Consider the following 22,431-nt stretch of genomic DNA (forward strand, 5'->3'; position numbering starts at 1 on the left):
GTGCTAAATAAAAAAATATTACTATGCGTGAGTGGTGGGATTGCGGTATACAAGGCGGTAGCTTTGACAAGCAAGTTGACCCAAGCAGGAGCTCAAGTAAAAGTAATCATGAGCGAATCTGCAATGAAATTTGTTACACCATTAACATTCCAAGCTTTATCAAGGAATGATGTTTATTTTGATACATTTGATGAAAAAGATTCGGCTGTTATTGCCCATATCGATCTTGCAGATTGGGCCGATTTAGTTATAGTTGCACCTGCAACAGCAAATATAATCGGCAAACTCGCAAATGGAATTGCAGACAATATGATCACGACAACATTGCTTGCAACTACAGCCCCTGTATGGATTGCTCCTGCAATGAATGTTCATATGTATGATCATCCTGCTGTAAAACGAAATATCGAAATCTTAGCTCGGGATGGATATCAATTTATTGAACCTTCTGAAGGGTATTTGGCATGTGGGTATGTTGGAAAAGGACGCCTTGAAGAGCCGGAAAAAATTGTTGAACTTATTACTGCTCATTTTTCTGAAAAACCAATTTTATACGGTAAAAGGGTCTTAATAACTGCTGGGCCAACACGTGAGAAACTTGACCCTGTCCGATTCTTCACAAATCGTTCAACCGGTAAAATGGGGTATGCTCTAGCAGAGGCTGCAGGTAAAGCGGGTGCAGAAGTAACCTTGATTTCTGGACCGACTAATCTTCCAGTTCCACCTAATGTTAGGGTGATTTCAGTTGAATCTGCAGAAGAGATGTTTACACAAGTGATGTCCCACTATCAACAAAGTGATATTGTCATAAAATCTGCAGCTGTTGCGGATTATCGTCCTAAGCATGTCTATGATGGAAAAATGAAAAAGAAAACGGGAGACCTTGTCCTAGAACTAGAAAGAACAACAGATATATTAAAAACGTTAGGAGAAAAAAAGGATCATCAATTATTAATTGGTTTTGCTGCTGAAACAGATAATATAGAGGAATATGCAAAACGTAAACTATCCTCGAAAAAACTTGACATGATTGTTGCAAATAATGTGACGACACAAGGTGCGGGTTTCGGTACTGATACAAATTTAGTAACGCTTTATAAGAAGGATGGGACACATAAAGATTTGCCGATGATGACTAAACTAGAAGTTGCAAAAGCAATTCTTCAAGAAGTGAAAAAATTCTTGGATGGCGATAATAAATGAAAATCGCAAGCATAATCGTCGATGTTCCGGCAATGCAAACAGATAAAACCTATGATTATCTAGTTCCTGATAAATGGAAGGACATCGTCGTACCCGGTATGAGGGTCGTTGTTCCGTTTGGTCCCCGGAAAGTGCAGGGCTTTGTTATGAGTCTATCCTCTGAGGGAGAAGTGAAGAAGTTGAAGGAAATTCATTCCTTGCTTGACCTTACACCTGCCTTAAACGAGGAGCTTCTTCATATTGGGAAATGGTTAACAGAAAAGACGCTTTGTTTTACAATCTCTGCATTACAAGCGATGCTTCCTTCAGCCATGCGGGCAAAATATGAAAAAGAAATAAGACTACTTGAACCTTCAAACAGAAGTCATTTGGACCCAGGCATTCAAACTTCATTTATCCAACATGACGTTATTAGTTGGGAAGATGCAGAAAAAAAAGATTTACTACATATTTACCAAAAGGATATAAAAAAAGGCCTGCTTGAAGTTGTCTACAAAGTAAAAAATCGTAGCAACAAGAAGACAATGAAGCAAATACTGCTTTCAAATTCAATAGAGGAAACTGAAAAAATAATCCACGAACTTCCTGCATCTGCTAAAAGACAAAAAGAGGTACTTGACTATTTTTTAAAGGACAATAAGCCAATCTTTTTAAAGGAACTTTTACAGGAGGTTGGCGTGACAGATAGCACGATTCGAACAATGGTTAAAAAGGGCCTTCTTTCAGAAAAAAATGTTGAGGTATACAGGGATCCATATGCGGACAAGCATTTTGAACCGACTACACCAATGCCACTGACAACTGAACAACAAAACGCGATTTCTCCAATTCTTTCCTCAATTGAGGATGTACTTCACAAGGTGTTTTTAATGTATGGTGTTACAGGGAGTGGTAAGACCGAGGTCTATATGCAGTCAATTGATGCAGTCTTAAAAAAAGGTAAAGAAGCGATAGTACTTGTGCCAGAAATCTCTCTTACCCCACAAATGGTGAGTCGCTTTAAGGGCCGATTTGGTTCTCGGGTTGCCGTAATGCATAGTGGTCTAGGAATCGGAGAGAAATATGATGAATGGCGAAAGATTTACCGTAAGGAAGTTAGTGTTGTAGTTGGGGCAAGATCTGCTATTTTTGCACCGTTCGAGAATCTCGGAATCATTATTATTGATGAAGAACATGAATCCAGCTATAAACAAGAAGACAATCCAAGATATCATGCGAGAGATGTTGCTATTTTTCGTGGGAACCTACATAATGCTCCTGTTATTTTAGGAAGTGCTACACCGACGCTTGAATCCTTTGCACGAGCCTCAAAGAATGTTTATGAACTCGTAACATTAAAGGAAAGAGTTAATCAAAGGCCACTGCCAAGTGTTGAAATCGTAGATATGCGCGAGGAATTGCGCAATGGTAATCGCTCCATGTTTTCAGGCTCTTTATTTGAAAAATTAACAGAGCGACTTGAACGAAATGAACAGTCGGTTTTATTCTTAAATAAGCGTGGACATTCCTCGTTTGTCATGTGCAGGGATTGTGGATATGTCGCAAATTGCCCACATTGTGAAATTTCGCTAACCTATCACAGAACACATCACCGTTTAAAATGTCATTATTGTGGTTACGAAACATTCATGCCTAATACTTGCCAAGAGTGCGGAAGTGAGCATATTCGCTTCTTTGGAACAGGCACTCAGAAGGTGGAAGAAGAACTTGCTAAGGTATTACCAGAAGCAAGGGTTATTCGAATGGATGTAGATACAACAAGCCGAAAAGGTGCCCATGAGAAGTTATTAAAAGAATTTGGTGATCAAAAAGCTGATATTTTATTAGGTACACAGATGATTGCAAAAGGATTAGATTTTCCAAATGTCACATTAGTTGGTGTTTTAACGGCTGATACCATGCTTAACCTGCCAGATTTTCGCTCATCAGAAAAAACGTTTCAGCTTCTTACACAAGTTAGTGGAAGAGCGGGACGTCATGAGTTGCCAGGTGAGGTTGTAATTCAGAGTTATACTCCTGAGCACTATAGTATAGAGCTTGCGAGTCATCATGATTATGACGCCTTCTATCAAAATGAAATGAGAATCAGAAAAGCTCATGCCTATCCGCCTTATTATTATCTCGCATTAGTAACCGTGACACATCCAGAGTTAACGAAAACTGTGGATGTTGCCGAGAAGATTGCAATCTATTTACGAAATTCCTTATCTAATCAATCGATCATCTTAGGGCCGGTAACCTCACCGATTGCTCGGATTAATAATAGATATCGATACCAATGCATGATAAAATACAAAAATGAGCCAAATCTTAATAAACTTTTAAAAGGAATACTAGATCGTTATCAACGAGAAATTTCTCAAAACTCACTTACATTATCAATTGACTTAAACCCATATATTATGATGTAGTTTAAAGTTAAGTGAAAAGAGAGAGACTAGTAAAAAAGTAGAATGTTGGAGGAACACACTTGTCAGTATTACCAATTGTTAAATACCCTAATGAAATACTAGAGGTAGAATGTGAAAAGGTGACAACCTTTGACCGGAAATTGTCAAAACTAATTAAAGATATGTATGATACAATGCTTGAGGCGGACGGTGTTGGCTTAGCTGCCCCTCAAGTTGGAATTGCTAAACAAATCGCAATCGTTGATATCGGAGACGAGAGCGGACTTATTGAACTTATTAATCCCGTGATCCTTGAACATAAAGGTGAACAGGTAGGTCCAGAAGGCTGTCTCAGTTTTCCGGACCTTTTTGGTGAAGTTACGCGCAATGATTACGTAAAGGTTAGAGCGCAGAACCGAAGAGGGAAAACATACATAATAGAGGCAAGAGAATTCTTGGCCCGTGCAATTCAACATGAAATCGATCATCTCCACGGTATTTTATTTACCTCGAAGGTGAACCGTTTTTATGAAGAAGGAGAAATTGAAGGGTAGGTAATTACATGGAACGTATTGTATTTATGGGTACTCCAGACTTTTCAGTACCTGTTTTACGTCAAATAATAGAAGATGGATATGAAGTTGCTGCTGTTGTAACGCAACCTGATAGACCGGTTGGTAGAAAAAGAGTTTTAACCCCTCCTCCTGTAAAGGTTGAGGCATTAAAACACAATATTCCAGTCCTACAACCAAATAAAATTCGCAAAAAAGAAGAAATTGAAAAAGTTTTAAGTTACAAACCTGATTTAATCGTAACTGCTGCTTTCGGACAAATTCTCCCTAATGAATTATTGGATGCACCTAAGTTTGGTTGTATTAATGTACATGCATCCTTACTTCCTGAGCTTAGAGGTGGTGCACCAATCCATTATTCAATTCTCCAGGGGAAGAAAAAAACAGGTGTTACTATCATGTATATGGTTGAAAAGCTAGATGCAGGGGATATTTTAACTCAAGTTGAAATTCCAATATTAGATTCAGACCATGTAGGGTCTTTACATGATAAATTAAGTGTTGCAGGTTCAAAGCTATTATCTGAAACGATTCCTTTGCTTTTAGCAGGTAAAATAACACCAATTAAACAGGATGATTCCAAGGCAACATTTGCATCAAATATTAAGCGTGAACAGGAAAAGATAGACTGGACAAAAGATGGAGAGGATATATACAACCATATTCGTGGACTTCACCCATGGCCTGTTGCTTATACTACTTTAAATGGCGATGTAATGAAAATATGGTGGGGCCAAAAGGTACCTTCTTCAACTTCTGCAAAGAGTGGAACGGTTGTTTCAATCGAAAAAGATGGGTTTATCGTTTCGACTGGGAATACTACTTTTATAAAAATCACCCAACTTCAGCCTGCCGGTAAGAAAAAGATGAGTGCAGAGCAATTCCTGATGGGGGCGACTATTCAAGTGGGAACTCAGCTAGGAGACAAAAATGACGAAAACTAATGTTCGAAATGTAGCACTAGAAATCTTATTACAAATTGAAAAAAACCAAGCATATAGCAATCTTCTTTTAAACCAAATGATAAAAAAGCATGAGGTGAAAGGAAAGGATGTAGGTTTACTTACAGAGATTGTATACGGAACAATTCAACGACGTGATACATTGGATTTTTATTTAGCCCCGTTTTTGAAAAAGAGTAAAAAACTTGATCAATGGGTAAAAATCTTATTAAGACTTTCCTTATATCAAATGGTTTATTTAGACAGAGTACCTGAACGAGCTATCTTTTTTGAGGCAGTTGAAATCGCCAAAAAAAGAGGACATAAAGGTACAGCTTCACTAGTGAATGGTGTTTTACGTTCCATTCAACGCGAGGGCTTGCCTTCATTAGACCAAATTACTGATGAAGTTGAAAGAATAGCTATTGAAACCAGTCACCCTATCTGGCTTGTCAAACGTTGGGCCCAACAAATTGGAATAGAAGAAACCCGGAAAATGTGTGAAGTGAATTGTACCCCACCAGAGCAAACAGGACGTGTTAATAATCTGGTGACAACGAGAGAAAAGCTTATTCATATGTTACAAGAAGAAGATATTGAAGCTGTCGAAGGGGATGTTTCTCTTGATGCGATTAAGGCTGTCCGTGGGAATTTGGTTCATTCAAAGACCTTTAAAGAGGGATATTTTACGATCCAAGATGAAAGCTCAATGCTTGTTGCAAGAGCACTCGGTGTTGAAAAAGGTGATCAAATCCTCGATAGTTGCGCGGCACCTGGTGGTAAAACAACACATATTGCCGAATTACTAGGAAACACAGGCAAAGTTTACTCACTTGATCTTCATGAGCATAAAATAAAATTGATTAATGAAGCAGTGAAACGATTAGGGATTGAAAATGTTGAGACAAAAGCTCATGATAGTCGAAAAGCAAGGGAAATCTTTGCCGGTCAAATGTTTGATAAAATTCTTGTCGATGCGCCGTGCTCAGGGTTTGGCGTTATTAGAAGAAAACCGGATATTAAATACACAAAATCGGTATTAGACAATCATAACCTTGCAAAAATACAGTTAGACATACTAACAGAGGTTTCATCTTTAATAAAAAAAGATGGTATACTCGTGTATAGCACATGTACAATAGATTACGAAGAAAATGAAGGTGTAATTAAAACCTTTCTAGAACAAAATCCCGATTTTATACTAGATGAAACAATACAAAATGATCTTCCTGAAATAGTGAAACCCTATATTAAAAATGGACAGCTCCAGCTTTATCCACATTATTTTGGTACGGATGGATTTTATATTGCAAGATTAAGAAAGCAGGTGTAATGTAATTGGAAGAAGTACAAACAACGAGAAGAAAAAAACAAAATTTACCGAGTTCAAAACCATCAATTTATTCACTTCAATTAGAGGAAATTGAAAACTGGCTCGTCGAAAATGGAGAGAAGAAATTTCGTGGGAATCAGATTTTTGAATGGCTCTATATGAAGCGTGTTACAACATTTGACGAGATGACGAACCTTTCGAATTCATTAAGACTAAAGCTAGCTGAGCATTTTACAATTACGACCCTAAAAACAATTATTCAGCAAACATCAGCTGACGGTACAATGAAATTCTTATTCGAACTTCATGATGGCTATTCAATTGAAACAGTGCTCATGAGACATAGCTATGGGAACTCCATTTGTGTAACAACACAGGTTGGTTGCCGCATTGGTTGTACGTTCTGTGCTTCAACGTTAGGTGGACTTAAACGTAATTTAGAGGCTGGCGAAATTGTGGCTCAAGTTGTAAAGGTGCAAAAAGCACTAGATGAGCTAGGTGAACGTGTAAGCCACTTGGTCATAATGGGCATTGGTGAGCCATTTGATAACTACGATCAAATGCTTTCATTCCTAAAAATTATAAACCATGATAAAGGTTTAAATATTGGTGCTCGTCATATTACCGTTTCAACAAGTGGGATCATTCCAAAAATCTATAAGTTTGCAGATGAAAAATTACAAATAAATTTTGCAATCTCTTTACATGCACCTAATAATGAAATTAGAAGTAAGTTAATGCCGATTAATCGTGCATATAAACTACCTGATTTAATGGAAGCTGTACGTTATTATATTGATAAAACAGGGAGAAGAATTAGCTTTGAATATGGGTTGTTTGGCGGAGTCAATGATCAAGTTGAACATGCCGAAGAACTAGCAGAGCTACTAAAAGGAGTTAAATGTCATGTGAATTTAATTCCAGTCAATTATGTTCCTGAGCGCGATTATGTTCGAACACCGCGAGAGCAAATCTTTGAATTTGAAAAGACATTAAAGAAGCATGGTGTGAATGTGACAATTCGACGTGAACAAGGTCATGATATTGATGCGGCCTGTGGTCAATTACGTGCAAAGGAGCGTAAAGAGGAGACGAGGTGAACATATGAGGTCATTCTTTTTGACAAACCGGGGAAAAGTAAGACAAATCAATGAGGATAGCTGTGGTGTATACCATAACAAAGCAGGACAAGTATTAGCTGTAGTGGCAGATGGAATGGGCGGTCACCGAGCTGGAGATGTTGCAAGTAGTATGACCACATCCCAGCTACGGTCTTATTGGGAGCAAGTTGATAAGGTCCCAACATCCGAATCAGCAGAAGAGTGGTTAAAAGAGCATATTTCTAAAGTAAATTCAAACCTGTATACACATTCACAGGAAAATGATGAATGCAAGGGTATGGGAACGACTGTTGTAGCTGCTATTTGTACAGAGTTGTTCTCAACTGTTGCCCATATTGGAGATAGCCGCTGTTATGTTCTAAATAGTCATGGGTTCAAACAAATTACCGAGGATCATTCACTAGTCAATGAACTTGTTCGATCTGGCCATATTTCTAAGGAAGATGCAGAGCATCATCCACGTAAAAATGTCGTTTTACGTGCGTTGGGAACAGAAACACACGTGCAAATGGACCTGAAAACCCTCATCTTAGATGAAGGGGACATGCTTTTAATTTGTTCTGATGGCTTATCTAATAAAGTACCAGAGGCTGAATTAAAAAGCATTTTAGAAAGAGACGAAAGTATTGAAAACAAGAGTGAACAACTTATCCAATTAGCCAATGACAATGGTGGAGAAGATAATATCACACTCGTAATCGTCGATTACACACCTGAAAGTGAGGGAGAATAACCCTATGCTTATTGGAAGACGATTAAGTGGTCGATATAAAATTCTCGAGGTTATTGGTGGAGGCGGGATGGCCAATGTCTATCTTGCACGAGATGTTATTCTTGAAAGAGACGTAGCCATTAAAGTACTTCGTTTAGATTTTTCCAATGATGAAGAATTTATTAAACGATTTAGAAGAGAAGCGCATGCGGCTACAAGTTTGGCACACCCAAATATTGTAAGTATCTATGATGTTGGAGAAGAAGAGGATATTTATTATATAGTAATGGAATATGTTCCAGGCCAAACTTTGAAACAATACATATTACGGAATGCACCGCTTCATCCAAAAGAAGCGATTAATATTATGTTGCAGTTGACATCTGCAATCACACATGCCCATCAAAATCAAATTGTTCACCGTGATATCAAACCACAAAATATTTTAATTGATCACGATGGAACGGTTAAGGTAACAGATTTTGGGATAGCTGTTGCGCTAAGTTCAACAACGATTACTCAAACTAACTCTGTACTTGGTTCGGTTCATTATTTATCACCAGAACAAGCGCGGGGTGGAATGTCTACTCGAAAGTCAGATATTTATTCGCTAGGTATCGTGATGTTTGAATTATTGACAGGTCGAGTACCTTTTGAAGGTGAATCAGCAGTATCTATAGCCTTAAAGCATCTACAATCAGAGACCCCATCACCAAAAAGATGGAATGCAACCATTCCACAGAGTGTTGAAAATGTTATTTTAAAGGCAACTGCAAAAGATCCATTTCATCGTTATGATTCCGTTGAAGAGATGGAAGAGGATTTGCAGACTGCGTTATTTCCAAATCGTTTAAATGAAGAAAAATTTGTGATACCTGATATGGATGATGAAGTTACAAAGGCGATTCCAATCATCAAGGATAATGGTCCATTAACAAGTGCTGATACAATGGTGAGAGATTCTCAAAAGAACGCAAAACCAGATGATCAGGACGAACCAAAACCAAAGAAAAAGAAGAAAAAGAAAAATAAGCTTTTAGTGTCCCTTGCCATTATCTTTTTCTTAATTCTTGCTGCTGGAGTTGCTGCAGTTACGATTTTTCCAGCCTTATTTTTACCGAAGGATGTCGAAGTTCCAGATGTCTCAAACATGACTTACGATCGAGCCGTTAACAAATTGGAAGAAGCTGGATTTGCGATTGGTGACACGATTGAAATCAGTGACCAAGAAATAGAAGAAGGCTACATTGTTCGTACTGATCCTGAAGCAGGAGATTCCGTTAAGGAAGGCGCCACTATTGATCTATATGAAAGTACTGGTAAAGAGAAAGTGGCTTTTAAGGATTATGTCGGTAAGGATTTCGAGGAAGTAAAAGATAAATTAATTAATAAAGAAAAATATTTAGCTGTGTTTTCAGAAGAAGAATTTTCTGACAGTGCCCGAGGAACAATTCTTAGCCAATCAATTGATGAAGGAGAAGAGGTTGTACCAGAAGAAACAGAAGTAACTTTTACGATTAGCAAGGGACTTGAAACTATTAAACTTGCTGATTTAACAAAATATCCTGCAAATGCACTCGCTGAATATGCGAATAGGACTGGTTTGAATATTGACTCTGCTGAGGAGCAACACTCGGATGAAATTCCTGCTGGCCAGGCGATTTCTCAAACTCCTGCAGCAGGTGCTGAATTAACAAAGGGTGACAAGGTAAAAGTAATCATGTCAAAAGGTCCTGAGCCCAAGGAGCCCAAAGAAGTAAAACACCCGATAACGATTGATTATACGCCGGATGAAGAGGAAAGCCCGCAGTTAGTGGAAATTTATATTCAGGATGCGAATAATAACATCAATGAGGTTTATGATGAATTTGAACTAAAGGAAAAACGTTCAGTCGAACTTACCTTTGTGATTAACCCAGGTGAAACTGCCGAATACATGGTTTTAATAAATGGAAAATTAAATCAGCGAGATAAAATTCCGTATCCAGAACAATAGGCGTAAAAAGGTAGAGTGAATTTTAAGCTACCTGACATATGTCGTGACGAATGAAATGAAACAAGGAGTGAAACTATGCCAGAAGGCAAAATTATTAAAGCATTAAGCGGATTTTATTATGTCCAAGGTGAAAACAGTGAACTGATTCAATGTCGTGGTAGAGGGGTATTTCGTAAAAATAAAATTACTCCATTGGTGGGAGACCATGTTATATTTCAAGCAGAAAACGAAACAGATGGGTATATTTTAGAAGTATTAGAACGGAAAAATGAATTAGTTCGGCCTCCAATTGCAAATGTTGATCAAGCTATCTTGGTTTTTTCAGCGATTAAACCCGATTTCAGTCCATTGTTGTTAGATCGCTTTCTTGTATTAGTTGAATCAAACGATATAAAACCTATTATTTGTATTAGTAAGACGGATTTAATTTCGGATGAAGTGTTCCAGGAGATTCAAGAGTATGCAAATATCTATCAGGAAGTTGGTTATCATGTACTGTTAACTTCAACGAAGGAACGTGAAGGTCTTGACCAGCTGTTGCCTTTACTGGATAATCAGATTTCAGTTTTCGCGGGGCAATCAGGGGTTGGAAAGTCTTCCTTATTGAATACGCTACGACCTGATCTTGAATTGAAAACGGATGAAATTTCATCATCTTTAGGTCGAGGAAAGCACACAACTAGACATGTTGAATTAATTGAGGTTGGTAATGGCCTTGTCGCGGATACGCCAGGTTTTAGTTCGTTGGAATTTTTGACAATCGAATTAGATGAACTTTCATACTGCTTTCCGGAAATATATGATGCAGGAGCAAATTGTAAGTTTCGAGGATGCACCCATATTTCTGAGCCAAAATGCGCTGTTAGACAGGGTATAGAGGAAGGGAATATTGCGCAATTCCGATATGATCATTATGTGAGTTTTTTTGAAGAAATCAAGGATAGAAAGCCGAGGTACTAAGGATGATCAAAATTGCACCATCCATTCTTTCAGCTGATTTTGCGAAGCTTGGAGAAGAGATTAAGGATGTTGAAAATGGAGGAGCAGACTATATTCATGTTGATGTCATGGATGGTCACTTTGTTCCTAATATTACAATTGGTCCGTTAATTGTAGAGGCGATTCGACCAATCACTAAACTGCCATTAGATGTCCATTTAATGATTGAAAACCCTGATCAATACATCTCTGCATTCGCTAATGCAGGAGCTGACTTTATAACGGTACATGTCGAGGCATGTCCTCATCTTCATCGTACCATTCAGTTAATTAAATCTCATGGCGTAAAAGCTGGAGTTGTATTGAATCCAGCAACACCTGTTGATACGATTAAGCATGTTATTGAGGATATTGACTTAGTGTTGCTAATGACAGTGAACCCAGGATTCGGAGGGCAAAAATTCATTCACTCCGTGCTTCCTAAGATTGAGGAAGTGGCCAAGATGGTGAAAGAAAAGAACTTGAATGTTGAAATTGAAGTTGACGGAGGAGTCAATGAAGAAACAGCAAGGCTTTGTGTCGGGGCCGGTGCTAATGTCTTAGTTGCAGGATCGGCAATATACAATCAAGCGGATCGTAAAGCAGCAATTGAAAAAATCCGTAACATGTAAAAAAGAGCAGAATTTCTGCTCTTTTTTCATACTTTTTTAACGAGGTATACTATGTTTTCGAAATGAAAAAATAGATTGAATTGTACTTTTTTTTATCAAAAGGGCATATGAATGTTTTAAGTAGGATAAAAGAAATTGCTTTTATTTATATGTATGTACTATGGTACTATTTTTTTTCATTTGAATAATATTATAAAGTAGACTGTATGAATTCAATGAAAGTACGTGGATATTTGCATTGAGGAGGGAAAGTATGAAATTTTATACGATTAAGTTGCCAAAGTTCTTAGGTGGTATTGTCCGTGCCATGTTAGGATCATTTAAAAAAGGATAAAAGAGGCACCGCCCTTAGGTGCCTTTTTTTGTGGCAAAAATTATAGCTCTTACACATTTGTAAGAGCTAAGTTTCTTTCTTTATTACACGCGTTCTACTTTACCAGATTTTAATGCTCTTGCAGAAACATATACGCGTTTTGGTTTACCGTCAACTAAAATACGAACTTTTTGTAAGTTAGCTCCCCATTTACGTTTTGAAGCGTTCATTGCATGGGAACGAGCATTACCAGTAGTAGTTTTTCTACCTGTGATTACACATTTACGTGCCATTCTATTTCCCTCCTAACTTGCACAGCAACAATCATACATATCGCTTTCTTCATAGAAATACTTATATAATTTATCATACAAAATGGGATATTGCAATACTTCTTAACATGGGTTTAAAGGAAAAATACTTGTCAAGACATAGAATTTCGATAAAGCTATATAATAAAAGGTAATGAATACATTAGCCAACCTGATGAATTACTTTAAAAATCTGTAATGTTATAGTAAAATGACTGTAGCCAAGGTGAACAATTATAAAGGGGGAGACTTGCATGTCCATTGAATTAAAAACGAAATACGGACAAATTGATATATCGAACGATGTAATAGCAACAGTTGCTGGAGGAGCTGCTATCGATTGTTATGGAATCGTTGGTATGGCGTCTCGAAAGCAAATTAAAGATGGTATTACTGAGCTTTTACGAAAAGAAAATTTTGCCCGTGGTATTGTTGTTCGTCAAGAAAATGACGAAGTACATATCGACATGTACATAATCGTAAGTTATGGCACGAAAATTTCTGAGGTTGCCCACAATGTTCAATCAAAGGTGAAATATACATTAGACCAAACAGTAGGACTTGCTGTTGACTCGGTTAATATTTACGTGCAAGGTGTTCGTGTAACGAACCCATAAGAAGGAGGAACTTTGAGTGTCAATTACTACATTAGATGGAAAACGTTTTGCGAAAATGGTGTTATTAGGTGCTACTCACTTATCTAATAACGCAAAAATGGTAGACGCACTTAACGTTTTCCCTGTCCCAGATGGTGATACAGGAACGAACATGAATCTTTCCATGACATCTGGTGCAAAGGAAGTAAAAAATAATGTTACCCCACATATCGGAAAGGTCGGTGCATCCCTAGCGCGCGGATTATTAATGGGTGCACGAGGTAACTCAGGTGTTATCCTTTCTCAGCTCTTTAGAGGCTTTTCTAAAGCAATTGAGCAGAAGGAAACTTTAACTGCCGTTGAATTTGCCCATGCATTTGAAAATGGCGTAGAAACAGCTTATAAAGCCGTTATGAAACCTGTTGAGGGGACGATTCTAACAGTTGCTAGGGATGCTGCGAAACGTGCAGTTGAAGTAGCAAAGAATGAAACTGACATCATTATCGTGATGGCAGAACTAGTGAAAGAAGCAAAAGCCTCATTGGATCGTACACCTGATCTACTCCCAGTACTTAAAGAGGTTGGGGTTGTAGACAGTGGTGGTCAAGGCTTATTGCTTGTTTATGAAGGTTTCCTTTCAGAATTAAAAGGTGAAACAATTGATAATATGTCCATTTCATCACCATCAATGAACGAGCTTGTGAATGCAGAACATCATAAAAGTGTTCAAAGCCATATGAATACTGAAGATATCGTGTTTGGTTACTGTACAGAATTCATGGTGAAGTTTGAAGCTGAGAAAATTAGCAAAAATCCATTTGCTGAAGAACAGTTTCGCAATGATTTAAGCCGATATGGTGACTCATTATTAGTTATTTCAGACGATGATATCGTAAAAGTACATATTCACTCCGAACAACCGGGTGAAGTTTTATCATATGGACAACGGTATGGAAGCTTAATTAAAATGAAGATCGAAAATATGCGAGAGCAACATACTGCAATTCTAAATGAAGATGAAACACAATCACCTGTACAAGTTAAAAGTAATAAAGAAAAAGAAAAGTATGCAATAATCACTGTTGCGATGGGTTCAGGAATTACTGAATTATTTAAGAGTATCGGTGCTCATGTAGTTATCGAGGGTGGACAAACGATGAATCCAAGTACTGAAGATTTTGTAAAGGCAATGGAATCAGTACATGCGGAGAACTTCATTCTTCTACCTAATAACAAAAATATTATTATGGCGGCAGAACAAGCAGCATCTGTTGTTGAAGCAAATGTTGTCGTTGTTCCATCAAGAACAGTGCCACAAGGGATGTCTGCATTACTTGCATTTAATCCTTCTGGTGAATTGGAAGCAAATCAGTCGTCTATGACAGATGCATTAAGTAATGTCAAAACGGGTCAAATCACATATGCAGTCCGTGATACAAATATAGATGGAATTGATATTTCAAAAGATGATTTCATGGGGATTGCAGAGGGTAAAATCGTTGTTACAGACAAAGATAAACTAAAAGCAGCAAAAGATCTTTTAGCAAAAATTATATCTGTTGAAGAGGATGAAATTGTTACAATCATTTACGGACAAGATGCCTCAGAAGATGATGTGAATGCAATTGTAGAATATCTTGAAGATGAGTATGAAGATATCGAAGTTGAAGTGCATAATGGTGATCAACCGCTTTACGCATTTATTTTCTCAGTTGAATAAGCTATAAAATAGAAGGGATTTATCCCTTCTATTTCAATGTTTGGGGACAATTTCCTGTAGATAAAATAGTTTTAGAGAAATAGAGTAATATGTAGGAACATAGTTTGACCTAACTCCATAATTCTATAGTATGTAAGGAGGAGATAATATGAAATATAGAAGTGTTTTTGATATTATTGGTCCGGTTATGATTGGTCCATCAAGCTCGCATACAGCTGGGGCAGCTCGTATTGGCAGGGTTGCAAGAAGCTTGTTTGGTCGTGAACCAAAATGGGCAAACATCTCCTTCTATGGGTCATTTGCAGAAACATATAGAGGCCATGGAACGGATGTAGCGATTATTGGTGGTCTTCTTGATTTTGATACATTTGATGAAAGAATTAAAATTTCATTGGATATCGCCAAAGAAGCAGGCATTCAGATAAAGTTCATTGAAGAAGAAGCTGTTCCAGAACATCCTAATACAGCCAGAGTATTGATTGGTGATGATGAAGGTGAACTAGAGCTTGTAGGTATTTCCATTGGTGGCGGAAAAATTGAGATTACTGAATTAAATGGGTTTAAACTACGCTTATCAGGAAATCATCCGGCAATTCTTGTTGTCCACAATGACCGCTATGGTGCGATTGCAGGTGTTGCCAACGTACTTGCAAAATATGCGATCAACATTGGGCATATGGAAGTAGCTCGAAAAGAAAAAGGGATGCAAGCCCTTATGACAATTGAAGTGGATCAAAACATCGAAGGACCTGTATTGGATGAATTATCTACTTTACCCAATATTATTAAGGTAGCTAAAATTGTCGACTAAGTTCATTGTTAATTGGATACAAGTTTAATCGACAGGAGGATTTTTTATGTTTCGTAATGTTGCTGAGTTAGTAGAGCTTGCTACTTCTAAAAATATGAAAATAGCAGAAGTAATGATTGAACAAGAGGTTGAAGTAACAGGAAAAACCCGTGAAGAAATCATCTCACAAATGGAACGAAATCTTGAAGTAATGGAAAATGCTGTCGAGAGAGGATTGGCTGGGGTTTCGTCACTTTCAGGTTTAACAGGTGGAGATGCTGTTCTCTTACAGAATTATATACAAAAAGGAAACTTTTTAACTGGTAAAACAGTCTTGGACGCTGTTAGCAAAGCTGTTGCGACTAATGAAGTTAATGCAGCAATGGGAACGATTTGTGCGACTCCAACTGCAGGCTCTGCAGGTGTTGTACCAGGAACTTTATTTGCTGTGAAAGAAAAATTGAATCCAACAAAAGAGCAAATGGTTCAATTTTTATTTACTGCTGGCGCATTTGGATTTGTTGTTGCGAACAATGCTTCTATTTCAGGTGCTGCAGGAGGCTGTCAAGCTGAGGTTGGATCTGCTGCTGGTATGGCCGCTGCAGCGATTGTCGAGATGGCAGGAGGGACTCCACAGCAATCTGCTGAAGCAATGGCGATTACTTTAAAAAATATGCTTGGACTAGTATGTGACCCTGTAGCGGGACTTGTCGAGGTACCATGTGTTAAAAGGAATGCGATGGGAGCGGCGAATGCGATGGTTGCTGCAGACATGGCATTAGCAGGAGTTACAAGTCGAATCCCATGTGATGAAGTAATCGATGCGATGTATAGAATAGGTCAGACAATGCCAACGGCACTAAAAGAAACAGCACAGGGAGGACTAGCGGCAACCCCAACAGGTCGTGCTCTAGAAGCAAAAATCTTTGGGATTTCGCTAAACAAGAGTGAATAGTCAACTTGAGCAACCTGTCACTGAAATAAAAGGAATAGGCGAGGAGACAGGATTACAGCTTAACGAGATGCACATCTATTCCATTCTTGACCTACTTTTGTACTTCCCATATCGATTTGAAGACTATAGTCTAAGAGACCTTGCGGAGGTTAAGCATGAGGAGAAAATAACGATTGAGGGAAAAGTTCATAGTGAACCACTATTAACCTATTACAATCGTAAACGCTCGCGCTTAACTTTTAGGGTCTTAGTTGGTCGTTACCTTATTACAGCGACCTGCTTTAATCGGCCGTATTATAAAAATAAAATATCGTTAAACGATACTATTACGATTTCCGGAAAATGGGATCAGCATCGACAAACAATAACCGTTAGTGAAATTGTTTTTGGTCCAATGACGAAAGATAATCGAATTGAACCGGTTTATTCAACAAAAGGTAAGATCACCGCTAAAGGAATGAAGCGGTTTATGGCACTTGCACTTGGGCAGTTTGGTGATCAAATTGAGGACAATCTCCCTGAACAATTATTAACCACATATAAGCTCTTACCTAAGAAAGATGCCATTAAAATCATGCATCATCCATTTAGCCATCAAGATTTAAAACAGGCTAGAAGACGCTTTGTGTATGAGGAGTTTCTCCTTTTTCAGCTGAAGATGCAGGCACTTAGGAAATTTGAACGGGAACAAACGATGGGTTCAGCAATGGACTTTCAGAAAGAGAAATTAGAAGGATTCATGAAGGCACTGCCATTTCCTTTAACAAATGCTCAAAATCGGGTTGTTACTGAAATTATCAATGATCTCCGTTCCCCTTATCGAATGAATCGCTTGCTACAAGGTGATGTAGGTTCAGGTAAGACGGTTGTTGCTGCAATTTCACTATATGCTGCAATCCTTTCTGGGTATCAGGGGGCATTAATGGTACCAACTGAAATTTTAGCGGAACAGCATTCACATTCGTTAATGGAGTTATTTTCCGAATACGGGTTAAATATTCAACTGTTAACAAGCTCTGTCAAGGGGAAACGAAGAAGAGAAATCCTCGAGCAGCTTCAAGCTGGTGAGGTTCATATTTTAGTTGGTACTCATGCTCTAATTCAAGATGAAGTTAACTTCCATAAGCTTGGCCTGGTAATTACAGATGAACAGCATCGTTTTGGTGTTGAACAGCGAAGGATTTTACGGGAAAAAGGAGAAAATCCTGATGTGCTCTTTATGACTGCAACACCAATTCCAAGAACTCTTGCTATTACTGTTTTTGGAGAGATGGATGTCTCAGTGATCGATGAAATGCCAGCGGGAAGGAAAAAAATTGAAACATATTGGGTGAAGCATGAGTTACTAGAACGGATATTGGTGTTTATCGAAAAAGAGCTTGCTAAAGGTAGACAAGCCTATGTAATTTGTCCTCTAATCGAGGAATCAGATAAGCTCGATGTACAAAATGCAATTGATGTTCATTCAATGCTCTCATTTCATTTTCAAAACAAAGCAAAGGTCGGCTTAATGCATGGTCGATTGTCCGCAGACGAAAAAGAAGAGGTAATGAGACAATTTAGTGAAAATGAAGTTCAAATCCTAGTTTCGACAACAGTAGTCGAAGTCGGTGTGAACGTTCCCAATGCGACATTGATGGTGATTTATGATGCAGAACGATTTGGACTATCTCAACTTCACCAATTACGGGGACGTGTCGGACGGGGAAGTGAACAGTCTTATTGTATCCTTCTTGCTGATCCAAAATCTGAAGTGGGAAAAGAACGAATGAAGATCATGACGGAAACAAATGATGGCTTTGTCTTATCTGAAAAAGATTTAGAACTTCGTGGTCCAGGTGACTTCTTTGGACGAAAACAAAGTGGTGTACCTGAATTTAAAGTCGCTGATATGGTCCACGATTATCGCACCCTAGAGGTGGCGAGAAATGATGCTACTAAACTAATAAATTCTCAAGTATTTTGGAAGGATCCATCATACAAACACCTTAGGGAGGATTTATTACAGTCCGGTATTTTAGATGGTGAAAAACTTGATTAAACTCATTTCGTTTAGGGCAGCTTGTGAGGAGGATTTCTTCTTGCAATCTGCTTTTTTTAATTATATACTAACTATTAGTACCTAGTCTTAAGAGTGCGGACGGTGTGGTTTTAAATGAGAAAGAGTAAAAAAGAACGGCAGCAATTATTACAGGAAACGATAAAAGTAAATCCATTTATAACTGATGAAGACTTAGCGGAAAAATTCATGGTGAGCGTTCAAACTATTCGATTGGACAGATTAGAACTATCGATTCCTGAACTGCGTGAGCGAATCAAGAATGTTGCTGAAAAAAAATTAGAAGATGAAGTTAAATCTTTACCAATTGATGAGGTTATTGGTGAAATTATTGATATTGAATTAGATGAAAGTGCAATTTCTATCTTTGATGTAACAATGGAGCACGTTTTTAAACGTAACCACATAGCTCGTGGACACCATCTCTTTGCTCAAGCTAATTCACTAGCGGTTGCTGTCATTAATGATGAGCTTGCACTTACGGCAAAAGCGAATATTCGCTTTACGCGACAAGTAAAACTAGGCGAGCGTGTCGTCGCAAAAGCAAAAGTGAAAGGTTCTGAGGAAAAAGGGAGAACGGTCGTAGATGTAAATAGTTATGTCGGGAATGAACTGGTGTTTTCTGGTGAATTTACGATGTATCGTTCTAATAAACAATTAAAAATTGATTCATAATAGAGAACAAACTTAGGTTATGAACATCTAACTACCTAAAAGCAAACAAAAGGAATGATACAAAGATGAAACTTGCGATTGATGCAATGGGTGGAGATCATGCACCGGAGGAAATTGTAAAAGGAACAATAACTGCATTAAAGCATTACAAAGACCTTGAAGTTACTCTTATTGGTGATGAAGCCAAAATTCGCAAATACTTAACTGAAGATGAAAGAATCACAATTATACATACAACAGAAGTAATTGAAGGTACAGATGAACCTGTAAGGGCTGTTAGAAGAAAAAAGAACGCATCGATGGTTTTAATGGCGAAAGAGGTTAGTGAGGGACGTGCAGACGCTTGTATTTCTGCAGGAAATACAGGCGCATTAATGACTGCTGGACTCTTTATCGTTGGCCGAATTGAGGGGATTGATCGACCAGCCTTAGCACCGACTTTACCAACTCTAGATAAAAAGGGATTCCTCATGCTTGATGTTGGTGCAAATGTTGATGCAAAGCCTGAGCACTTGCTTCAATATGCGATTATGGGCTCCATCTACTCTGAAAAGGTTCGTGGAGTTGCAAATCCTAGAGTAGGTCTATTAAATGTTGGTACAGAAGATAAAAAAGGGAATGAATTAACGAAACATGCATTTGAAATGATGAAAGCAACAAATCTTAATTTCGTTGGGAACGTAGAGGCAAGAGACCTACTTGATGGAGTTGCTGATGTTGTTGTTACAGACGGATTTACAGGCAACGTGGCTTTAAAGACAATTGAAGGTACTGCACTTTCCATGTTTAAAATGTTGAAAACAGCTTTTACAAGCAATCTAAAAAGTAAAATAGCTGCTGGTCTATTAATGCCAGAATTAAAGGTATTAAAAAAGACATTAGATTACTCGGAATACGGAGGAGCAGGATTATTTGGATTAAAGGCTCCTGTTATAAAAGCCCATGGTTCTTCAGATGCAAATGGTTTATTTAGTGCCATCCGTCAAACCTATGAAATGGTAGAAAAAGATGTAGCTGGAACAATACGTAAAACATTAGAGGATATGAATCCTACAGTAAACGAATAGGGGGAATTGAGAATGAGTAAGATTGCATTCGTTTTTCCAGGACAAGGTTCTCAGACCGTGGGGATGGGGAAGGAATTAGCAGATTCTTCAGAAACGGTTCAAGATATTTTTACTAGAGTTGACAAAGCACTAGGAGAGGAGTTGTCCTCACTTATTTTTAACGGTCCGCAGGAAACTTTAACACTGACAACTAATGCCCAACCATCCCTTTTAACGACGAGTATAGCGATTCTTGAAAAATTCAAACAAGCAGAAATAGTACCTGACTATGTAGCGGGACATAGTCTTGGTGAGTATACGGCATTAGTAGCTGCTGGTGCACTGAGTTTTGAAGATGCTGTTCGTACAGTTCGCAAGCGTGGCGAGTTTATGGAGGAAGCTGTACCTGCAGGCCAAGGCACAATGGCAGCGATCTTAGGGATGAGTAGTGAAGACTTACACACTGTGACCGAAGAGATATCTGCTTCGGGTCATCCAGTACAGTTAGCGAATATTAATTGTCCTGGCCAGATTGTTATTTCTGGCTCTGCCGAAGGGGTAAAAAGAGCTTGTGAATTAGCAAAAGAAAAAGGAGCGAAACGTGCGATTCCACTTGAAGTAAGTGGACCGTTTCATTCATCATTAATGGAGCCTGCCGCTGAAAAATTACGGTCCGTATTGGATCAAATTAAGATTGTTGATGCCTCTGTTCCTGTAGTGGCTAATGTAAATGCGGAAGAAATGACTTCTGCTGAACAAATAAAAGAAAATCTAGTAAAGCAATTATATTCACCTGTTTTATGGGAAAATTCTGTTCAATATATGCTCGACCAAGGCGTAGATACTTTTATCGAAATTGGCCCTGGTAAAGTTCTTTCTGGTTTAATTAAGAAAGTAAATCGAAGAGTAGCAACATATGCAATTAGTGATACAGAAACACTCGAATCAACAATTCGTGCATTGAAGGAGGGAAATTAGGATGTTAAATGGCAAAGTAGCTTTGGTTACCGGTGCTTCACGTGGAATTGGCCGAACAATTGCAATTGAGCTGGCAAAAGCAGGTGCAAAAGTGGCGGTAAACTATTCTGGTAGTGAACAAAAAGCAAATGAAGTTGTTGATGAGATTAAAGCATTAGGGCAAGAAGCATTTGCGATTCAAGCGAATGTGTCAGATGCAGATTCTGTGACAAATATGGTCAAAGAAGTTATTTCCACTTTCGGCAGTCTTGATATTCTTGTTAATAACGCAGGAATCACTAGGGATAATTTATTGATGAGGATGAAAGAGGAAGAATGGGACGATGTTATTAATATTAACCTAAAAGGTGTATTTCTTAGCACGAAAGCAGTCACTAGACAAATGATGAAGCAACGTTCTGGAAAAATTATTAATATAGCTTCAATCGTGGGTGTTAGTGGAAATCCTGGACAAGCTAACTATGTTGCTGCAAAGGCTGGTGTAATCGGATTAACTAAAACAGCCGCTAAGGAATTAGCAAGCCGAAATATTACGGTGAACGCTGTAGCGCCAGGATTTATAACGACTGATATGACAGAGAAGCTTCCTGAAGACGTAAAGAATGAAATGTTAAAACTTATTCCTCTAAATAGATTTGGTGAAACAACCGATATCTCTGGAGTTGTTTTATTTCTTGCATCAGATAATAGCAACTATATGACTGGTCAAACCTTGCATATTGACGGTGGAATGGTAATGTAATAAAAGAGCCGCATGGCTATTTTTGCTAGATAAAGACATAAAGAATATTACTGAGATGAAGAAAGGCTCTTGCGCTTTTCTAGTAAAACAAAATATAATACCTTGAGGGGAGGTGAATGGAAATGGCAGATGTGTTTGAGAGAATTACAAAAATCGTGGTTGACCGCTTAGGTGTTGAGGAATCAGCAGTAACTTTAGAGGCTTCTTTTAAAGATGATCTTGGAGCGGATTCACTAGACGTAGTTGAACTTGTTATGGAACTTGAAGATGAGTTTGACATGGAAATTTCAGATGATGAGGCTGAAAAAATTGCTACAGTTGGTGACGCTGTAAATTACATAAAAAGCCAGCTATAATATTTCTTAGAA

At 38.1% G+C, this 22,431-nt stretch carries 22 protein-coding genes; 21 read left to right on the forward strand and 1 reads right to left on the reverse strand.

The features are described 5' to 3' along the window. The 11 genes from coaBC (at position 1) to spoVM (ending at position 12,212) form a co-directional block, all read left to right on the forward strand. Positions 1 to 1,203, forward strand: coding sequence for a bifunctional phosphopantothenoylcysteine decarboxylase/phosphopantothenate--cysteine ligase CoaBC (coaBC, locus tag CKJ95_RS05340; RefSeq protein WP_099352373.1), 1,203 nt, complete (start codon positions 1 to 3; stop codon positions 1,201 to 1,203). Further along, on the forward strand, positions 1,200 to 3,614 hold the full coding sequence (gene priA, locus CKJ95_RS05345; RefSeq protein ID WP_099352374.1) for a primosomal protein N': 2,415 nt from the start codon (positions 1,200 to 1,202) through the stop codon (positions 3,612 to 3,614). The genes coaBC and priA overlap by 4 nt, the downstream gene beginning before the upstream one ends. A 59-nt stretch (positions 3,615 to 3,673) precedes the next feature. After that, positions 3,674 to 4,147, forward strand: a complete 474-nt coding sequence (def, locus tag CKJ95_RS05350; protein ID WP_099352375.1) for a peptide deformylase — start codon at positions 3,674 to 3,676, stop codon at positions 4,145 to 4,147. Positions 4,148 to 4,155: 8 nt separating this feature from the next. After that, on the forward strand, positions 4,156 to 5,109 hold the full coding sequence (gene fmt / locus CKJ95_RS05355; protein WP_099352376.1) for a methionyl-tRNA formyltransferase: 954 nt from the start codon (positions 4,156 to 4,158) through the stop codon (positions 5,107 to 5,109). After that, entirely contained in the window at positions 5,096 to 6,439 is a 1,344-nt protein-coding gene (gene rsmB, locus CKJ95_RS05360) for a 16S rRNA (cytosine(967)-C(5))-methyltransferase RsmB (RefSeq protein ID WP_099352377.1), read from the forward strand. The genes fmt and rsmB overlap by 14 nt, the downstream gene beginning before the upstream one ends. A gap of 5 nt (positions 6,440 to 6,444) precedes the next feature. Next, positions 6,445 to 7,539, forward strand: coding sequence for a 23S rRNA (adenine(2503)-C(2))-methyltransferase RlmN (gene rlmN / locus CKJ95_RS05365; protein WP_099352378.1), 1,095 nt, complete (start codon positions 6,445 to 6,447; stop codon positions 7,537 to 7,539). Positions 7,540 to 7,543: 4 nt separating this feature from the next. Then, complete coding sequence (locus CKJ95_RS05370; RefSeq protein ID WP_099352379.1) at positions 7,544 to 8,293, forward strand: Stp1/IreP family PP2C-type Ser/Thr phosphatase; 750 nt, start codon at positions 7,544 to 7,546, stop codon at positions 8,291 to 8,293. Positions 8,294 to 8,297: 4 nt separating this feature from the next. Beyond that, positions 8,298 to 10,268, forward strand: a complete 1,971-nt coding sequence (pknB, locus tag CKJ95_RS05375) for a Stk1 family PASTA domain-containing Ser/Thr kinase (RefSeq protein ID WP_099352380.1) — start codon at positions 8,298 to 8,300, stop codon at positions 10,266 to 10,268. Between the two features lie 75 nt (positions 10,269 to 10,343). Continuing rightward, on the forward strand, positions 10,344 to 11,228 hold the full coding sequence (gene rsgA / locus CKJ95_RS05380) for a ribosome small subunit-dependent GTPase A (RefSeq protein ID WP_099352381.1): 885 nt from the start codon (positions 10,344 to 10,346) through the stop codon (positions 11,226 to 11,228). Positions 11,229 to 11,230: 2 nt separating this feature from the next. Next, positions 11,231 to 11,878 (forward strand): ribulose-phosphate 3-epimerase, encoded by a 648-nt coding sequence (rpe, locus tag CKJ95_RS05385; protein ID WP_099352382.1) that lies wholly within the window; start codon positions 11,231 to 11,233, stop codon positions 11,876 to 11,878. A 253-nt stretch (positions 11,879 to 12,131) separates the two neighbouring features. Next, entirely contained in the window at positions 12,132 to 12,212 is an 81-nt protein-coding gene (gene spoVM, locus CKJ95_RS05390) for a stage V sporulation protein SpoVM (protein WP_010282530.1), read from the forward strand. A gap of 83 nt (positions 12,213 to 12,295) precedes the next feature. Here spoVM and rpmB read toward each other — a convergent pair whose 3' ends face one another. Then, a complete protein-coding gene (gene rpmB, locus CKJ95_RS05395) occupies positions 12,296 to 12,484 on the reverse strand; it encodes a 50S ribosomal protein L28 (RefSeq protein WP_010282529.1) in 189 nt (62 codons plus the stop codon). Positions 12,485 to 12,756: 272 nt separating this feature from the next. On the opposite strand from rpmB, the gene CKJ95_RS05400 reads away from it, so the two are divergent. From CKJ95_RS05400 to CKJ95_RS05445, 10 genes are all read left to right on the forward strand, one after another. Then, positions 12,757 to 13,119 (forward strand): Asp23/Gls24 family envelope stress response protein, encoded by a 363-nt coding sequence (locus tag CKJ95_RS05400; RefSeq protein WP_099352383.1) that lies wholly within the window; start codon positions 12,757 to 12,759, stop codon positions 13,117 to 13,119. Positions 13,120 to 13,135: 16 nt separating this feature from the next. Next, a complete protein-coding gene (locus CKJ95_RS05405) occupies positions 13,136 to 14,818 on the forward strand; it encodes a DAK2 domain-containing protein (RefSeq protein ID WP_099352384.1) in 1,683 nt (560 codons plus the stop codon). A 148-nt stretch (positions 14,819 to 14,966) separates the two neighbouring features. Further along, the gene (sdaAB, locus tag CKJ95_RS05410; protein WP_099352385.1) at positions 14,967 to 15,629 is read left to right on the forward strand and encodes an L-serine ammonia-lyase, iron-sulfur-dependent subunit beta; all 663 of its coding nucleotides are present in this window, start codon (positions 14,967 to 14,969) and stop codon (positions 15,627 to 15,629) included. Between the two features lie 46 nt (positions 15,630 to 15,675). Then, entirely contained in the window at positions 15,676 to 16,563 is an 888-nt protein-coding gene (gene sdaAA / locus CKJ95_RS05415) for an L-serine ammonia-lyase, iron-sulfur-dependent, subunit alpha (protein ID WP_099352386.1), read from the forward strand. Beyond that, positions 16,556 to 18,604 (forward strand): ATP-dependent DNA helicase RecG, encoded by a 2,049-nt coding sequence (gene recG / locus CKJ95_RS05420; RefSeq protein WP_099352387.1) that lies wholly within the window; start codon positions 16,556 to 16,558, stop codon positions 18,602 to 18,604. Before sdaAA ends, recG begins: the two co-directional genes overlap by 8 nt. A gap of 114 nt (positions 18,605 to 18,718) precedes the next feature. Continuing rightward, complete coding sequence (gene fapR / locus CKJ95_RS05425) at positions 18,719 to 19,297, forward strand: transcription factor FapR (RefSeq protein ID WP_099352388.1); 579 nt, start codon at positions 18,719 to 18,721, stop codon at positions 19,295 to 19,297. A gap of 65 nt (positions 19,298 to 19,362) precedes the next feature. Further along, a complete protein-coding gene (gene plsX, locus CKJ95_RS05430) occupies positions 19,363 to 20,364 on the forward strand; it encodes a phosphate acyltransferase PlsX (RefSeq protein WP_099352389.1) in 1,002 nt (333 codons plus the stop codon). Positions 20,365 to 20,376: 12 nt separating this feature from the next. Further along, positions 20,377 to 21,321 carry an ACP S-malonyltransferase gene (fabD, locus tag CKJ95_RS05435; RefSeq protein ID WP_099352390.1) on the forward strand — a complete coding sequence of 315 codons (945 nt, stop codon included), beginning with the start codon at positions 20,377 to 20,379 and terminating at the stop codon, positions 21,319 to 21,321. 1 nt (position 21,322) lies between these two features. Beyond that, the gene (gene fabG / locus CKJ95_RS05440; protein WP_099352391.1) at positions 21,323 to 22,063 is read left to right on the forward strand and encodes a 3-oxoacyl-[acyl-carrier-protein] reductase; all 741 of its coding nucleotides are present in this window, start codon (positions 21,323 to 21,325) and stop codon (positions 22,061 to 22,063) included. 122 nt (positions 22,064 to 22,185) lie between these two features. After that, entirely contained in the window at positions 22,186 to 22,419 is a 234-nt protein-coding gene (locus tag CKJ95_RS05445; RefSeq protein WP_099352471.1) for an acyl carrier protein, read from the forward strand. Positions 22,420 to 22,431 lie beyond the last annotated feature (12 nt).

The organism is Fredinandcohnia onubensis, assembly GCF_002734285.1.
Taxonomy (GTDB): domain Bacteria; phylum Bacillota; class Bacilli; order Bacillales; family Bacillaceae_L; genus Ferdinandcohnia; species Ferdinandcohnia onubensis_A.

Excerpts from the sequence above, each read along its gene's own strand:
- fmt (WP_099352376.1), top strand. The coding sequence starts at position 4,156 with ATGGAACGTATTGTATTTATGGGTACTCCAGACTTTTCAGTACCTGTT.
- priA (WP_099352374.1), top strand. The coding sequence starts at position 1,200 with ATGAAAATCGCAAGCATAATCGTCGATGTTCCGGCAATGCAAACAGAT.
- fabD (WP_099352390.1), top strand. The coding sequence starts at position 20,377 with ATGAGTAAGATTGCATTCGTTTTTCCAGGACAAGGTTCTCAGACCGTG.
- CKJ95_RS05445 (WP_099352471.1), top strand. The coding sequence starts at position 22,186 with ATGGCAGATGTGTTTGAGAGAATTACAAAAATCGTGGTTGACCGCTTA.
- rpe (WP_099352382.1), top strand. The coding sequence starts at position 11,231 with ATGATCAAAATTGCACCATCCATTCTTTCAGCTGATTTTGCGAAGCTT.
- fabG (WP_099352391.1), top strand. The coding sequence starts at position 21,323 with ATGTTAAATGGCAAAGTAGCTTTGGTTACCGGTGCTTCACGTGGAATT.
- plsX (WP_099352389.1), top strand. The coding sequence starts at position 19,363 with ATGAAACTTGCGATTGATGCAATGGGTGGAGATCATGCACCGGAGGAA.
- sdaAA (WP_099352386.1), top strand. The coding sequence starts at position 15,676 with ATGTTTCGTAATGTTGCTGAGTTAGTAGAGCTTGCTACTTCTAAAAAT.
- fapR (WP_099352388.1), top strand. The coding sequence starts at position 18,719 with ATGAGAAAGAGTAAAAAAGAACGGCAGCAATTATTACAGGAAACGATA.
- rpmB (WP_010282529.1), bottom strand. The coding sequence starts at position 12,484 with ATGGCACGTAAATGTGTAATCACAGGTAGAAAAACTACTACTGGTAAT.
- sdaAB (WP_099352385.1), top strand. The coding sequence starts at position 14,967 with ATGAAATATAGAAGTGTTTTTGATATTATTGGTCCGGTTATGATTGGT.
- CKJ95_RS05370 (WP_099352379.1), top strand. The coding sequence starts at position 7,544 with ATGAGGTCATTCTTTTTGACAAACCGGGGAAAAGTAAGACAAATCAAT.
- spoVM (WP_010282530.1), top strand. The coding sequence starts at position 12,132 with ATGAAATTTTATACGATTAAGTTGCCAAAGTTCTTAGGTGGTATTGTC.
- rsmB (WP_099352377.1), top strand. The coding sequence starts at position 5,096 with ATGACGAAAACTAATGTTCGAAATGTAGCACTAGAAATCTTATTACAA.
- pknB (WP_099352380.1), top strand. The coding sequence starts at position 8,298 with ATGCTTATTGGAAGACGATTAAGTGGTCGATATAAAATTCTCGAGGTT.
- CKJ95_RS05400 (WP_099352383.1), top strand. The coding sequence starts at position 12,757 with ATGTCCATTGAATTAAAAACGAAATACGGACAAATTGATATATCGAAC.
- rsgA (WP_099352381.1), top strand. The coding sequence starts at position 10,344 with ATGCCAGAAGGCAAAATTATTAAAGCATTAAGCGGATTTTATTATGTC.